11 protein-coding genes and 1 rRNA gene (1 of these 12 running past the window's edge) are annotated in these 14,359 nt (G+C 68.6%); 8 read left to right on the top strand and 4 right to left on the bottom strand.

The genetic code is table 11. The features are described from left to right. Positions 1-53 precede the first annotated feature (53 nt). Genes ABL840_RS35155 through ABL840_RS35145 form a run of 3 tightly spaced genes read left to right on the top strand, consistent with a single transcriptional unit; the run spans position 54 to position 3,031 of the window. Positions 54-1,802, top strand: coding sequence for an FAD-dependent monooxygenase (locus ABL840_RS35155; protein WP_093306987.1), 1,749 nt, complete (start codon positions 54-56; stop codon positions 1,800-1,802). Then, the gene (locus ABL840_RS35150; RefSeq protein ID WP_093206474.1) at positions 1,799-2,014 is read left to right on the top strand and encodes a hypothetical protein; all 216 of its coding nucleotides are present in this window, start codon (positions 1,799-1,801) and stop codon (positions 2,012-2,014) included. Before ABL840_RS35155 ends, ABL840_RS35150 begins: the two co-directional genes overlap by 4 nt. Positions 2,015-2,056: 42 nt before the next feature. Then, the gene (locus ABL840_RS35145; protein ID WP_093206475.1) at positions 2,057-3,031 is read left to right on the top strand and encodes a Bug family tripartite tricarboxylate transporter substrate binding protein; all 975 of its coding nucleotides are present in this window, start codon (positions 2,057-2,059) and stop codon (positions 3,029-3,031) included. A 117-nt stretch (positions 3,032-3,148) separates the two neighbouring features. Here ABL840_RS35145 and ABL840_RS35140 read toward each other — a convergent pair whose 3' ends face one another. Next, complete coding sequence (locus ABL840_RS35140) at positions 3,149-4,321, bottom strand: toxin-antitoxin system YwqK family antitoxin (protein WP_093306988.1); 1,173 nt, start codon at positions 4,319-4,321, stop codon at positions 3,149-3,151. A gap of 7 nt (positions 4,322-4,328) precedes the next feature. Beyond that, complete coding sequence (locus ABL840_RS35135; RefSeq protein ID WP_093206477.1) at positions 4,329-4,742, bottom strand: VOC family protein; 414 nt, start codon at positions 4,740-4,742, stop codon at positions 4,329-4,331. A gap of 175 nt (positions 4,743-4,917) precedes the next feature. On the opposite strand from ABL840_RS35135, the gene ABL840_RS35130 reads away from it, so the two are divergent. The 4 genes from ABL840_RS35130 (at position 4,918) to ABL840_RS35115 (ending at position 9,823) form a co-directional block, all read left to right on the top strand. Further along, positions 4,918-6,075: a TraB/GumN family protein gene (locus ABL840_RS35130; RefSeq protein ID WP_240652307.1), complete on the top strand. Its 1,158-nt coding sequence runs from the start codon at positions 4,918-4,920 to the stop codon at positions 6,073-6,075. An 11-nt stretch (positions 6,076-6,086) separates the two neighbouring features. Next, positions 6,087-6,458, top strand: a complete 372-nt coding sequence (locus ABL840_RS35125; RefSeq protein WP_093306990.1) for a DUF2946 family protein — start codon at positions 6,087-6,089, stop codon at positions 6,456-6,458. 117 nt (positions 6,459-6,575) lie between these two features. Further along, positions 6,576-8,867, top strand: a complete 2,292-nt coding sequence (locus ABL840_RS35120; protein ID WP_093306991.1) for a TonB-dependent receptor — start codon at positions 6,576-6,578, stop codon at positions 8,865-8,867. 32 nt (positions 8,868-8,899) lie between these two features. Further along, entirely contained in the window at positions 8,900-9,823 is a 924-nt protein-coding gene (locus tag ABL840_RS35115) for a copper chaperone PCu(A)C (RefSeq protein ID WP_176947620.1), read from the top strand. A gap of 17 nt (positions 9,824-9,840) precedes the next feature. Here ABL840_RS35115 and ABL840_RS35110 read toward each other — a convergent pair whose 3' ends face one another. Both ABL840_RS35110 and ABL840_RS35105 read right to left on the bottom strand, forming a co-directional pair. Further along, entirely contained in the window at positions 9,841-11,565 is a 1,725-nt protein-coding gene (locus ABL840_RS35110) for a phospholipase D family protein (RefSeq protein WP_093306993.1), read from the bottom strand. 87 nt (positions 11,566-11,652) lie between these two features. Then, positions 11,653-13,563 (bottom strand): ATP-binding cassette domain-containing protein, encoded by a 1,911-nt coding sequence (locus ABL840_RS35105; protein ID WP_093306994.1) that lies wholly within the window; start codon positions 13,561-13,563, stop codon positions 11,653-11,655. Positions 13,564-14,296: 733 nt separating this feature from the next. On the opposite strand from ABL840_RS35105, the gene ABL840_RS35100 reads away from it, so the two are divergent. Then, positions 14,297-14,359 (top strand): 16S ribosomal RNA (locus ABL840_RS35100) (it continues 1,472 nt past the right edge of the window).

Raw genomic sequence — 14,359 nt, 5'->3', positions numbered from 1 at the left:
TCGTACGAAGTTATGACATTGCCGCCCCGCGCGCATCGGGACAATCCCGCCGGATGACGAACTCCCCCGCTGCCTCTCCCGGCGATGCCGCCAGCGGCCCCGTGCCCCCGCCGGCCAGCGCCACCGAACTGCCGCCCTCCGTCGGCGCCTTCCACTACACGCGCTACGAACCCAGGACGCCCGCGCTCGAACCCGGCGGCGTCGAAGCCGGCAGCCATCCGGTGGTGATCGCGGGCGGCGGCCCGGTCGGCATGGCGCTCGCGCTGGGGCTCGCGAACCACGGCGTGCGCAGCGTGATCCTCGAGGCCGACGACACTGTGTGCGTTGGCAGCCGCGCGGCCTGCATCTCGCGCCGCAGCCTGGAGATCATGGAGCGGCTCGGCGTGCTGCGTGCCTTCATGGACAAGGGCCTGCCATGGACCGGCGGGCGCAGCTTCTACAAGACGGCCGAGGTGTTCCGTTTCGAGATGCCGAACGATGAGCGGCAGAAGCTGCCGCCGATGATCAATCTCGAGCAGTACTACGCCGAGCACTACCTGCTGGAGGAAATCCTGCGCCGCAACGAGCGCACGCCGGGGCTCGTCGACATCCGCTGGGGCACCGAGCTCACCGGCCTCTCGCAGGACGACGCAGGCGTGACGCTCGATGTGCGCAATGCCGAAGGTGCCTACCGGCTGCGCGGCCAGTGGCTCGCGGCCTGCGACGGCGGCCAGAGCTTCGTGCGCAAGACGATGGGGCTCGCGCTGGAAGGCACGGGCTACGAAGGCCGCTACGTGATCATCGACATCGAACTGAAGAGCGGCCACCCGACCGAACGCCGCGCCTGGTTCGATCCGCCGTGGAACCCCGGCTCGACCGTGCTCATGCACCGCCAGCCCGACGACATCTGGCGCATCGACTACCAGCTGCGCCCCGGCCAGAGCACCGAGGAGGCGCTGCAGCCGGCGGCGGTGGCCGAATTCGTGCAGCGCCATCTCGACGCCATCGGCGAAGGCCACCTGCCGTGGAAGACGGTGTGGACCTCGGTCTATCGTGCCGGTGCGATGACGCTCGAGAGCTACCGCCGCGGCCGCGTCGTCTTCGCGGGCAACGCGGCGCATGCGATGCCGATCTTCGGCGTGCGCGGGCTCAACTCGGGCTTCGACGACGCGGACAACCTCGCGTGGAAGCTGGCCTTCGTGGCCAAGGGCCTGTCGGACGCGGCGCTGCTCGACTCGTACTCGCAGGAGCGCATCGAGGCCTTCCACGTGAACGCCGAGAACGCGATGCGCAGCACCGAGTTCATGTCGCCACCGTCGCGCGGCTTCGACCTGCTGCGCGAGGCGGCGCTGTCGTTGTCGGAGGAGCATCGCGGCATCGCGCAGCTCATCAATCCGCGCCAGACGCAGGCGGTGCGCTATGCCGCCTCGTCGCTGTCGAGCGATGGCGACGCGCTGCCCGCAGGCCCGCTGCCGGGCGAGGCGATGCCCGAGCAGCAGCTCGAACGCGGTCACCTCACCGACTGGATCGCGCCCACCTTCACGCTGCTGGTGCTGCGGCCCGACCTCGTCGCGCTGCCGGCTGCGGACATCGAGCGGGCACGGAAGGGCGCGCTGCCCTTCGTGTTGCGCAGTATCGCCAGCCCGGGCACCGACGGCGCCGATGCGCACGCCACGCCCGAAGTCTTCGAGGCGCTCGGCGCGCGGGACGGCGCGGTCTACCTGCTGCGCCCCGACGGCCACGTGGCCGCGCGCTGGCACCGCCTGCCGCCGGGCGCCCTGCAACCCGCACTGGCCCGAGCGGCCCGGGAGCTTTCCGCATGACTACTGCATCCCAACTTCAACCCGACGCCCGCGACCGGCTGTATGCCGAGTGCGCGCGCGCCATCTCCGAAGCCGGCGCCGAGCGCGAATCGTTGTTCCTCGCGCGGCTCGCGCTGCTGCTGTTCGAGCAGGTCGGCGACGAGGCGCGCTGCCGCGCCGCGCTGGCCGACGCCCTGCGCGCGCTGCCCGTACCATCGCTGTCCGCTTCCTGATTTCCGGAACTACATACAACTAGCTGATTGGAGACCGCTTCCATGGATCGCCGCACCCTTCTCGCCACGCTCGCCTCCGGCGCCGCAATGGCCGCATCGCCCTTCGCCCGCGCGCAGGAGTACCCCGCACAGCTCATCAAGTGGGTCGTGCCCTATCCGGCGGGCGGCGGCACCGACGTGATCGCACGCGTGCTGGCCGAGGCCATGCGCCAGACGCTGGGCCAGCAGATCGTGGTCGACAACCGCCCCGGCGCATCGACCAACATCGGCGCCGACATCGTCGCCAAGAGCAAGCCCGACGGCTACACCATCCTGTCGGCCGACAACGCGGTGCTGGCCTTCAACGAGCATCTCTTCAGCAAGCTGCCCTTCAGCCCCGAGAAGGACTTCACGTACATCGGCGCCATCGGCAAGTTCCCGCTGGCACTGGTCGTGCACCCCGACTTCCCGGCGAAGAACTTCAAGGACTTCCTGGCCTACGTGAAGGCCAACCCCGGCAAGGTCAACTACGCCTCGCCCGGCAACGGTTCGCCGCACCACCTGGCCATGGAAATGTTCAAGGTGCGCACCGGCACCTTCATCACCCACATTCCGTACCGCGGCGCGGCGCCGGCCATGGCCGACGTGATGGGCGGGCAGGTACCCTGCATGTTCCTCGACCTGGCCTCGGGCCTGCCGATCATGCAGAGCAACAAGGTGCGCGTGCTGGCCATCGGCTCGGGCGCGCGCAGCAAGCCGCTGCCCAACGTGCCGACGCTGGCCGAGGTGGGCGTGCCCAATACGGAGGTGTTCGCGTTCCAGGGCATCCTCGGCCCGGCCGGCCTGCCGGCGGCCGTGGTGAACAAGCTCAACGGCGACCTGAACAAGGCCTTCAGCACGCCCGCGGTGCAGAAGCGCTTCGACGACTTCGGCATGGAAGCGATGCCGGGCACGCCGGCGCAGTTCGCGGCGCTGTCGCGCGCCGAGTCGAAGCGCTGGGGGCCGATCATCAAGCAGGCGGGGATCAAGCTGGACTGAGCTCGCCAGGAGCAGCTCTTTTCGCGGGACACCGCGGAACCGGCTTCGCCGGGCCGCAGGTGTCGCCCCCGGTAGGGGGTTGGCGCAGCGACACGAAGTGCGCGGAGCCTGGGGGCGTTATCTTGTGTACGCCTTGCGTGAGCCGTCCTCGAAGACTTCGTCGTCGCGCTGCAGCTCGCCGTTCTCGTCCCAGGCGCGCTCGCGCGTCACGCGGCCCTTGGCGTCGAAGTTCGACTCGGCCAGCAGCGTGCCTTTTTCGCTGAAGCGCTGGTGGGTGCCGACCGGAATCTGCCGGTTGCGGCCCTGGAGCTCGTAGCGGCCCTGCGCGGCGCGCTGGCCGCTGTCGTAGAACTCGGTGATCTCTACCGCGCGCGCGTCGCCGCTGCCGCTGTAGGCCGACTTGCTGCGCGGCTGGCCGTTGAGGTAGTAGCTGTCGTCGACGATCGGCTCGCCCGCGCTGTTCCAGCGCTGGTCGCGCACCAGCGTGCCTTTCTCGGAGAAGGCCTGCTCGCGCACGCGGATGCTGGCGCGCTCCACCAGCAGGAACGCCGTCTCGCGGCGCTTGACGCCTTCTGACGAGAAGCTCTGTTCGGTGCGCTGGTTGCCCACCGTCTCGTCGAGCGACGAGGTCTTGCCGTTGTCGTAGAAGCTCTGCGCGCGCACCCGCTTGCCCGACACGTACGCGAGCCGCGAGCGCAGGGTGCCGCGGGCATCGAACAGGTCGACCTGCGACGGGCCCGTGCCCGAGAAGCCGCAGAGCTTGGCGTCGTCGACCACCGGCGCCAGCGTGGGCGCGTCGGCGCAGCGCAGGGCCGAGAGCTGGCCGTGCTCGGTGAACTCGACCGACGCGCGCTCGTTGCCGCCGCCGGTGTCCGAGTTGGGATAGAAGATCGCGCGGCGCAGTTTGCCGTCGGGGTAGAAGCTGCGCACCAGACCGCGCTCCTGGCCGTCGTCGTAGGTGGCGTCGCGCAGCACGCGGCCGGTGGGCGAGAACTCGCGCGCGCGGCCCTGCAGGTTGCCCTTGGCGTTGAGGCTGTGCTCCTTGGCGAGCTTGCCCTTCTCGTAGATGCGCACCAGGCCCATCGACACGCCGTTCTGTATCTGCGACTCGCGCTGCAGCTCGCCGGTCGAGCGGTCCTTGCAGCGCAGCAGGCCGGTCTTGCCCGCGGTGCTGCTGCCGTCGTCGGGGTTCACGCTGCGGCCGTTGATCTCGCAGTCGAGCTGGGCATGCGCGAGCGTGGCGCACAGCAGCGCGAGGAGACCGATGACGGCGGCCGGGCGCGGGATCATTGGCTGCCTACTTGTCGTAGAGGGTGTCCAGCGAACGGAAGCCCTTGACCTCGATCGGATTGCCGAACGGATCGAGGAAGAACATCGTCCATTGCTCGCCCGGCTGGCCCTCGAAGCGCACCTGCGGCTTCAGCACGAACTCGGTGCCGGCGGCCTCGAGCCGCTTCGCCATGGCCTGCCAGTCGGGCAGCGCGAGCGCGAGGCCGAAGTGCGGCATCGGAACCATCACGTCGCCGACGCGGCCGGTGGGGGCGGTGGCGAAGGGTTCGCCCAAATGAAGAGAAATCTGGTGGCCGAAGAAATCGAAATCGACCCAGGTGTCGGTGCTGCGGCCTTCGGCGCAACCGAGTACGCCGCCGTAGAAGCGGCGGGCGCCGTCGAGGTCGCGGACATTGAAGGCAAGGTGGAAGATGCTCTGCATGGTTTCGGATTATGGGCAGCGGTGCTGTGAGAATGCCGGACTTTCTTTCATCATGGAGCAAGCCTTGCGGATACTCCGGACCTTCGTCGCTCGGATGCGCGACGCCCTTTTTCCTTCTCCTTCCGCGCCGGAACTCCGGCGCGTGCCGCTGCGGCTCCTGGCCGGCGCGTGCTGCATGTTCACCCTCGCCGCGGCCCATGCCGCGACCTGCCCGCCATCGGCCATCGCGAGCCTCGAGAAGCCCGGCGCCGGCCTGCGCAACGGCATCGACCGCGGGGTGCTCTGGCGCATCGAGCGCGACGGGCGCACCTCGTGGCTCTACGGCACCATCCACATCGGCCGGGGCGACTGGGTGCGACCCGGCCCGACCATCCAGAAGGCGCTGATGCAGAGCGACACCGTCGCGCTCGAACTCGACATGCGCGACGAGTCCACCGCCCGCGCCATGGGCCGGCCGGCCGATCCCGAGTTGCTGGCGCGCATGCTCAGCGGCGAGCGCGCCCGCCGGCTGGAACGCCAGAACACCGAGGCCTGCGTGCCGCCGGGTTCGCTGTCGAAGCTGCAGCCGATCCTGCAGGTCACGGCGCTGGCCGGGCTGGTGGGGCGCCCCGACGGGCTGTACCCGGAATTCGGCGTAGACGAAACCCTGGCGGTCGCCGCCCGCAACAACAACAAGCCGATCGTCGCTCTCGAGAATGCGGCCGACCAGCTCAAGGTGCTGACCGGCGGCTCCGAGTCCGAAGAGGCCGAGCAGGTCGACGCGGCGCTCGACGAGCTGGAGTCCGGCAAGCTGCGCGGCCAGCTCAAGGAACTGGCCGACGTCTGGGCGCGCAGCGATGCTGCACGGCTCGCGCGCTATCCCGAATGGTGCGACTGCCTCAACACGCCCGCCGAGCAGCGGCTGCTCAAGCGCCTGCTCGACGACCGCAACCCGAACCTCGCCGACGGCATCGAGCGCCTTCACGCCGGCGGCAAGGGCGTGTTCGCCGCGGTCGGCGCGCTGCACATGATCGGCCCGCAGGGGCTGCCCACGCTGATGGCGGCGCGCGGCTTCACAGTGACGCCGGTGCTCACCAACGCGCAGGAGCAGACGGCGCAGCCGATGCCCGCGCTCGCGGCGCCTTCGCCGGCGCCCAGGGCAGTGCGCGGCGGCAAGGCGGTCAAGGGCCAGCGCGGGAAGGCTGCGCCTGCAGCGGCTGCAAGGGGTGGAAAGCCGGCCAAGGCGGCGCCCGCCGCGGCCAGGGGCGGGGCCCGGGCACCGGCCAAGGCAGCCACCAAGACGACGGCCTCCAAGGCCGCAGCCCCTGCCGCCAAGGGCAAAGTGCGCAGATAATCGCGGCCGCCATGCACGCGCTGCACCGATCCACCCGCTCCATCGCCCTCGCCGGCCGGTGGGTGCTGCTGTGGTTCGTGATGTCGCTGGGCGTGGCGGTGGCCTCTCCGCTGGTCAACCCGCAGGCCGTGGAGCTGGTGTGCTCCGGAGCCGGCTCCATCAAGGTGGTGGTCCATACCAATGACGGGGCGCGCGAAATGGGCGCCTCGCACATGGACTGCCCGCTGTGCGTGCTCACCGGCGCGCCGCCGCCGGTCGCGGCGGCTCCCGTTTTCGATCTTCCCCTGCCGCTGGGCCGCGTGGTCCAGCTCATCCCCGCCGCGCGCCTGGCCGCGGCCACCGCGGCGCCTTTGCCGGCGCGCGGGCCCCCGACTTTCTCCTGACGCTCTCGAAACCGTAGCTGTGCACGCGCGCCCGATGCGCGTGCGCGGCCTGTCCGGCTTGAAGTTTCACGGAGAAGGTCCCTCTTGAAAAAGCATTCCCGCGCCCTGGCGATCGCTATGGCATTCCCGCTCGCCGCGCCCGTGCTGGCGCAGCAGCAGCCGTCCGCGGACGCGCCCGAGGGCGCCGGCGGCGGCCGCACGCTCGGCATCGTCACGGTGACGGGCGGCCGGCCGACCTCGCTGCCGGCCCAGATCCCGACCACCATCGAAGGCGTGACGCACGACCAGATCGTCGAGACCGTCAACGCCACCGACAGCGAGGACGCGCTGAAGTACCTGCCGAGCCTGGTCGTGCGCAAGCGCTACATCGGCGACTTCAACCACGCCGTGCTCGCCACGCGCGCCTCGGGCACCGGCAACAGCGCGCGCTCGATGGTGTTCGCCGACGGCATCATGCTGTCGAACCCGCTGGGCAACGGCGCCACCTACGCGCCGCGCTGGGGCATGGTGTCGCCCGAGGAGATCGAGCGCGTCGACGTGCTCTACGGGCCGTTCTCGGCCGCGTACCCCGGCAACTCGGTGGGCGCGGTGGTCGACTACGTCACGCGCATGCCCACGAAGCTGGAGGCGCACGTCAAGCTCAGCGGCTTCGTGTCGAACTTCGACCTGTACAACAGCCACTCGTCGCCGGCCGGGCAGCAGCTCGACCTGTCGCTGGGCAGCCGCAGCGGCGACTGGTCGTGGTGGCTCAGCGCCTCGCGCACGCACAGCAAGGGCCAGGCGCTGGTGTTCGGCAACCGGCTCGTCAGCGCCGGCACCGTGGGCAGCGCCGGCACGCCCGTCACCGGTGCAGTGGGCGGGCTGAACCCGTCGAACCAGCCCTGGTGGCTGGTGGGCGGCTCCACCATCTACGACACCACGCAGGAGCAGGCCAAGCTCAAGGTGGCCTACGACTTCTCGCCCACGGTGCGCGCCACCTACACGCTGGGCGCCTGGAACAACACCACGCACGGTGGTGTCGAGACCTGGCTGCGCGACGCCCTCGGCCGGCCGGTGTACGGCGGGCGGGTGAACATCGGCGGGCGCACCTACAACCTCGATTCGCCCAGCGCCGCGCTCGCGCCGACCGAGACCGCGCTCACGCACTACATGCACGGACTCTCGGTGAAGAGCCATACCGGCGGCGTGTTCGACTGGGAGGTGGCGGCCAGCCTGTACGACTATTCGCGCGACACCTCGCGCACGCCCACCACGCCGCTGCCGGGCGCCTTCAGCGGCGGCCCGGGCCGCACCACCGACATGGGCGGCACCGGCTGGAACACCTTCAAGGCTGCCGGCACCTGGCGGCCCACCGGCTCGGCCGAGGGCGTGGGCGCGCACGTGGTCGACTTCGGCTTCCAGCAGGACACGGCGCGGCTTCGCACCAGCGTCGGCAACACGCTCGACTGGATCGACGGCTCGCCCGTCACGCCGTTCTCGGCCTTCAACGGCAACACCCGGCTGCAGTCGCTCTACGTGCAGGACACCTGGCGCTTCGCGAAGGACTGGAAGACCACGCTGGGCCTGCGCCACGAACGCTGGGAGGCCTACGGCGGCCAGCTCGGCAACGCGAGCACGCTGCTGGACTTCTCGCCGCGCAAGAACAGCTACGACTCACCCAAGGCCGCCGTCGCGTGGCAGGCCACCTCCGACTGGCTGCTCAAGGCCTCGACCGGTCGGGCAGTGCGCATGCCGACGGTGACCGAGCTCTACCAGGGCTCGATCGACGGCAACCGCATCGTCAACACCAACCCCAACCTGCGCCCCGAGCGCTCGTGGACCACCGAGCTCACCGCGGAACGCGACCTCAAGGGCTGGGGGCTCGACGGCGTGCTGCGCACCACGCTGTTCTTCGAGAACACGAAGGACGCGCTCTACACGCAGGCGCTCAACAACCTCGTGAGCACGGTGCAGAACGTCGACGCCATCCGCACGCGCGGGCTCGAGGTGGCGCTGAACGCGGTCGACGTGGGCGTGCGCGGGCTGGACCTGAGCGGCAGCCTCACGCTGACGCGATCGAAGATCACGGCCAACAGCGGCTTTCCGGCCAGCGTCGGCCACGACCAGCCGCGCGTGCCGAGGGTGCGCGCCACGCTGCTCGCCACTTACCGGCCGGACGACCGCTGGAGCTACACCGTCGGCGCGCGCTACAGCGGCAGGCAGTACGGCACGCTCGACAACAGCGACCCCAACGGCTTCGCCTACATGGGCTTCTCGAAGTTCTTCGTGGTCGACGCGCGCGTCCGCTACCGGATCGACCGGCAGTGGAGCGCCTCTTTCGGCATCGACAACCTGAACAACAACAAGTACTGGGCCTTCCACCCGTACCCGCAGCGCACCTACGTGGCCGAACTCAAGTTCGACCTCTGACTCTTCCACTTCAACTGCAAGGACCACACGACATGATGAAAACGACTTCGATGGCCATCCTCAGGACCACCGCCGCTGCCTGCGCCATGCTGGCCGGCATGGGCGCCGCGGTGGCGCACGTCACCCTGCGGCCGGGCGGCGTCACCGTCGGCAGCGACTACGACGCCGCCTTCCGCGTCGGCCACGCCTGCGAAGGCGCCAAGGCCACGACCGGCCTGGCGGTGCGCCTGCCCAAGGGCTTCATCCTGAGCGACGCGCAGGCGCGCAAGGGATGGAAGCTCGACGTGCAGAAGAGCGCGAAGGACGGCGACGGCGAGGTCCGCTGGACCGCCGAGAAGCCCGAGAACGCGCTGCCCGGCAGCGAGCGCGCCGAATTCGTGCTGCGCGGCAAGGTGCCCACGACGCCCGGCACGCTGTGGTTCAAGGTGCTGCAGACCTGCGACACCGGCGCGGCCGACTGGGCCGAGGTGCCGGCTTCCGGCAACTCGACCGCCGGCCTGAAGAGCCCGGCCGCGAAGCTCAACGTGGTGGCCCAAGGCGTGGCCACGGTCGACGTGCGCGATGGCTGGGTGCGCCAGTCGGTGCCGGGCCAGAGCGGCACGGGCGCCTTCATGAAGCTGACTTCGCCCACCGGCGCGAAGCTGGTGAGCATCTCCACGCCGGCCGCCGGTGTTGCCGAAGTGCACGAGATGAAGATGGAAGGCGGCACCATGAAGATGCGCGAGCTCACGGGCGGCCTCGACCTGCCCGCGGGCCAGACCGTCGAGCTCAAGCCCGGCGGCTACCACGTGATGATGATGGACCTGAAGGGCGCGCTGGCAAAGGGCGCGACCGTGCCGATGACGCTGAAGTTCGAGGACGCCAAGGGCGTGAAGACCTCGCTCGACGTGACGCTGCCCGTGGGTACGCCCGAAGGTGCCGATGCGGCCGGAGCGGCGCACCAGCACAAGCACTGAGCGGCAGCTTCAGGGTTTCAGAGCAGCTGGTCGGGCGCCAGCGGTCCGAAGAGCTTGAGCAGCAGCCGCAGCGTGGCGCTGGCGTCGGGCTCGGTGGTGCTGTCCTTCAGGCCGCTGCCCTCGGGCGCGCGCCACAGCAGCGAGCCGTCGACCAGCTCGACGTGCCACGAGCGCTCGCGCATGCCGCGCTCGATCTGCTCCGAGGCCGCGCGCGAAAGCTCGTTGCTGCGGATCAGCAGCGCGATCTCGGTGTTCTGCAGCTGCGAGCGCAGGTCGAGGTTCATCGAGCCCACCACCAGCAGCCGGCCGTCCATCACCAGTACCTTGGAGTGCAGCATCGCGCGCGATTCGCCCGACACGCCCGAGCTTCCGCTGCTGCCGCCCGAGGAGCCGAAGACGTTGCCGAAGCTCGCCTGCTCGCTGCGCAGTTCGTAGAGCTCGATGCCCATCTTCAGCAGTTCCTCGCGGTGGCGCGCATAGCCGACGTGGGCCACCGGCGCGTCGTTCGAGGCCAGCGAGTTGGTCAGCACGCGGATGCGCACGTTGCGCGCCCGGGCGGTGGAGAAGGCCTGCAGCATGTCCTTTCCGGGCACGAAGTAGGGCGAGATGATGACCAGGTCGGTTCGTGCCTGGCCGATGAGCTGCAGCAGCCCCTCGACCACGGTGTCGCCGCCGGCAGCCAGGTCGGAGGCCGCTTCCAGCGAGGCCGCGCCGCGCGAGCTGCCGGCCTTGTCGTCGGGCCGGCTGACCACGAGGCCGGGCGCCTTCCGGTTGCCGGGATCGGAGTCAGCCGGGATCTTGCCGGGCTTGTCGGCCAGCATCACGGCCGGCGCCCAGACGAAGGTGGCGGTACGCAGGTCGAGCGGCTTCTCGTCCCAGGCGCGGGCGCGCTGGGCTGCCGTGGGGGCTCCGGCGCCTCCTTCCTGCTGGCGGGCCGACTCCTCGGCCAGTTCCTGGTCGGCCTTTCTCGCGCGGTCGCGCATGGCCTGGAATTCCTCGCGCGTGACCAGCGACTGCACCGGATAGGCGCGCTCGTTGTTCCAGTAGCTGTCGAAGCTGCGTGACAGGTCCTGCACGATGGGGCCGGCCGCCAGCACGTCGACATCGACGAAGTTGCCGTTGGCCGCATTGCCGAAGTAGGCGTCGCCGAGGTTGCGCCCGCCCGTCACGCCCAGCACGTTGTCGGCCAGGAACAGCTTGTTGTGCATGCGCTGCTGGATGCGCGAGGCGTCGTCTATCGAGTTGAGCAGGCGGCTGAAGGTGGAATCGCGCGAACCCGCGAGCGGGTTGAACAGCCGCATCTCGATGTTGGGAATGAAGGCCAGGCCCAGCACCAGCGCGTCGCGGCCGGTGGTGTGGAAGTCGTCGAGCAGCACGCGCACCCGCACGCCGCGCTCGGCGGCCGCGCGCAGGCCGCGCACCAGGCGGCCGGTGCTGGCGTCGGCGTGGATGGCGTAGTACTGGAGGTCGAGCGTCTTCTGGGCGCCTTCGATCAACGCGAGGCGGCTGCCGTAGGCCGCCTGCGGACCGCCCAGCAGCAGGAAGCCGGACTCGTAGCGGGCCTTTTCGGCCTGCCGGCGCTGCTGGACCAGATCGGCCAGCGCGGTGCCGGTGGCCGGCGAGGCGATGGCGGTCGAGACGGGGCGGTCGACGTTCTGCGGCAGCTGCGCGCAGGCGCCGAGGATCAGCAGCGCCAGCAGTGCCGCCGATCGGCGGAAGAACGTCTGGAAGGATGAAGGCATGCGGCTTTCCCGGGGCTTGGAGGGAGGTGCCGCATATATAGCCTAGTCGGCGCCCGCCGCGCGTCGGACGGCAGGCGCGCCCGGGTGTCAGCGCCCGGCGGAGAGTTCTTCCTGGCGCTCCATGGCGGCCAGGAGCTCGTCGTCGATCTTGGCGTGGCGCTCCGCCAGTTCGGCTGCGCGCGAGGAGTCGGTGGCGTAGATGGCGCCGCCGTCCAGCTCGAGCATCTCGGTGATGCGCTGCTGCTCGGTCTCGAGGGCCGCGATCTGGGCGGGGAGGGTGTCCAGTTCGCGCTGCTCCTTGTAAGAGAGCTTTTTGCGAACGCCCGGTGCCGTCTTGGAGGCGGGAGCCTCCGCTGCAGGGGCGGGCGCGGGAGCCGCGGCCGGGGCTGCTGCCGCAGCGGCGGCGAGGCGCTGCTCGGCGATCTCGCGGGCGCGCTTCGACTGGGTCAGCCAGTCCTGCACGCTGCCCTCGTACTCGCGCCAGCGGCCGTCGCCTTCATAGGCGATGGTGCTGGTGACCACGTTGTCGAGGAAAGTGCGGTCGTGGCTCACGAGGAACACGGTGCCGTCGTAGTCCTGCAGCAGGTTCTCGAGCAGCTCGAGGGTGTCGATGTCGAGGTCGTTGGTCGGCTCGTCGAGCACCAGCACGTTGGCCGGACGGGCGAACAGTCGGGCCAGCAGCAGGCGGTTGCGCTCGCCGCCGCTGAGCGAGCGAACGGGGGAGTTGGCGCGCGCGGGGGAGAAGAGGAAGTCGGAGAGGTAGCTCTTGACGTGCTTCTTCTGGGTGCCGATCTCGATCCATTCGCTGCCGGGGCTGATGAAGTCTTCCAGCGTGGCGTCGAGATCGAGCTTGTCGCGCATCTGGTCGAAGTACGCCACCTGCAGGTTGGTGCCGCGGCGGATCTTGCCGCTGTCGGGCTCGAGCTCGCCGAGGATCAGCTTCAGCAGGGTGGTCTTGCCCGCGCCGTTGGGGCCGAGCAGGCCGACCTTGTCGCCGCGCAGGATGGTGCCGCTGAACTTGCGGATCACGGTCTTCTCGCCGAAGGACTTGGTGGCGTCGGTGAGCTCGGCCACGATCTTGCCGCTGGCCTGGCCGGAAGCCACGTCCATGTTGACGCTGCCTTGCACGTTCCGGCGGGCTGCGTGGCTGGCGCGCAGTTCCTGCAGGCGGGTGATGCGGCTCTGGCTGCGGGTGCGGCGGGCTTCCACGCCCTTGCGGATCCAGATCTCCTCCTGGGCCAGGAGCTTGTCGGCCTTGGCGTTGATGACCGCCTCCTGGGCGAGCTGCTCTTCCTTCTGGGCGAGGTACTGCTCGAAGTTGCCGGGGTAGGAACCCAGCTTGCCCCGGTCGAGCTCGACGATGCGGGTCGCGACGCGGTTCAGGAAGCTTCGGTCATGGGTGACGGTGACGACGCTGCCCTTGAAGTCGATCAGAAGCTGCTCGAGCCATTCGATGGAGTCGAGGTCCAGGTGGTTGGTGGGCTCGTCGAGCAGGAGGACGTCAGGGGCGGCCACCAGGGCTTGCGCCAGGGCCACGCGCTTGCGGGTGCCGCCGGAGAGCGAGCCGACGCGGGCGTCGCGATCGAGATGCAGGCGGTGCAGCGTTTCCTCCACGCGCTGTTCCCAGTTCCAGGCGTCGAAGGCTTCGATCTGGGACTGGAGGGCGTCGAGGTCGAGGCCCTCCGCACCAGAGAGATAGAGATCGCGCAGGGCGATGACGGGGGCGAGGCCCTGGCTGGCGGCGGTGAAGACGTCCGCATCCATATCCAGCGAGGGCTCCTGGGCGACATAGGCGACGCGGAGGTTCTGCTGCAGCTGCAGGGTGCCGTCGTCGGTCTTCTCCAAGCCGCCAAGTATCTTGAGCAGGGAAGACTTGCCGGCGCCGTTGCGGCCGATCAGGCCGATGCGCTCCGATTCGAGAAGAGAGAAGTCCGCATGATCCAGCAGCGGAACGTGACCGAACGCGAGCTGCGCGTCGAGGAGTGTGATGAGTGCCATGTGGCGCGGATTATCGGAGGAGGCGATGTCAGGCTGCCTGTGGCTTCTATATAGAGATAGGACAGCCTCTGGGAACAGGCCCCTGGAGGGACCCGCTTCAAGTTTCTTTGCGGGAGGTCTTGCGAAGGCCGAAATCTGTCATATACTCGTGGGCTTCGCTGCTGAATACCTCTTGGTGTTCAGGTCCAGCCGGTCTCTTCGGAGGTGGTTGGATGGGGTGAAGAAAAAGTCTTCGAAAGTTGACGCGGTTTGAAAAAACGGTGCATAATCGAAGGCTTCGCTGAAACGAACTGCTTCAGCGACTTGCGATGAATGTTGCGGGTTGCGAAAGAAGTTGGTTGAGGCGAAAAGCCAGGAAAGTTTGGTGAGATTTGAAAAAATCGTGCTAGACTACAAGGCTCCGCTGAAATGACTTCGGCGGCTGACAATGAAAGTTGTGAGCTGCGAATAGCGAAGAAATGGAAAGCGAAAAAAGTTTGGCGATTCTTTAAAAATCGTGCTAGACTACAAGGCTTCGCTGATCGCAGCAAGCAAACGAAGTAAACGACAAGTTGCTTCGGTGATCGTTAAAAAATTACAGCCGATAAGCGTGGGCGTTTGAAGGTAATTGCACAAGTTCTTCGGAACAAGTCGCAAGACTTAAAAACGCTCATGAGAATAGAAGTGAAGTTCACTTCAATTCCGTTTTTGTGAGTTTTGCTTCATCGCGAGATGGGGCGCAAAAATCAAGATCGAACTATAGAGTTTGATCCTGGCTCAGATTGAACGCTGGCGGCATGCCTTACACATGCAAGTC

It is taken from the genome of Variovorax sp. NFACC27, assembly GCF_048301545.1.
Lineage (GTDB): Bacteria > Pseudomonadota > Gammaproteobacteria > Burkholderiales > Burkholderiaceae_C > Variovorax > Variovorax gossypii.
Note: the sequence above shows the minus strand (reverse complement) of the source record. Positions and strands in the feature narration are given on the sequence as shown.

Bases quoted from the DNA above. Each gene is read 5' to 3' on its own strand.
- ABL840_RS35155 (WP_093306987.1), top strand. From the start codon at position 54: ATGACGAACTCCCCCGCTGCCTCTCCCGGCGATGCCGCCAGCGGCCCC.
- ABL840_RS35150 (WP_093206474.1), top strand. From the start codon at position 1,799: ATGACTACTGCATCCCAACTTCAACCCGACGCCCGCGACCGGCTGTAT.
- ABL840_RS35145 (WP_093206475.1), top strand. From the start codon at position 2,057: ATGGATCGCCGCACCCTTCTCGCCACGCTCGCCTCCGGCGCCGCAATG.
- ABL840_RS35140 (WP_093306988.1), bottom strand. From the start codon at position 4,321: ATGATCCCGCGCCCGGCCGCCGTCATCGGTCTCCTCGCGCTGCTGTGC.
- ABL840_RS35135 (WP_093206477.1), bottom strand. From the start codon at position 4,742: ATGCAGAGCATCTTCCACCTTGCCTTCAATGTCCGCGACCTCGACGGC.
- ABL840_RS35130 (WP_240652307.1), top strand. From the start codon at position 4,918: ATGTTCACCCTCGCCGCGGCCCATGCCGCGACCTGCCCGCCATCGGCC.
- ABL840_RS35125 (WP_093306990.1), top strand. From the start codon at position 6,087: ATGCACGCGCTGCACCGATCCACCCGCTCCATCGCCCTCGCCGGCCGG.
- ABL840_RS35120 (WP_093306991.1), top strand. From the start codon at position 6,576: ATGGCATTCCCGCTCGCCGCGCCCGTGCTGGCGCAGCAGCAGCCGTCC.
- ABL840_RS35115 (WP_176947620.1), top strand. From the start codon at position 8,900: ATGATGAAAACGACTTCGATGGCCATCCTCAGGACCACCGCCGCTGCC.
- ABL840_RS35110 (WP_093306993.1), bottom strand. From the start codon at position 11,565: ATGCCTTCATCCTTCCAGACGTTCTTCCGCCGATCGGCGGCACTGCTG.
- ABL840_RS35105 (WP_093306994.1), bottom strand. From the start codon at position 13,563: ATGGCACTCATCACACTCCTCGACGCGCAGCTCGCGTTCGGTCACGTT.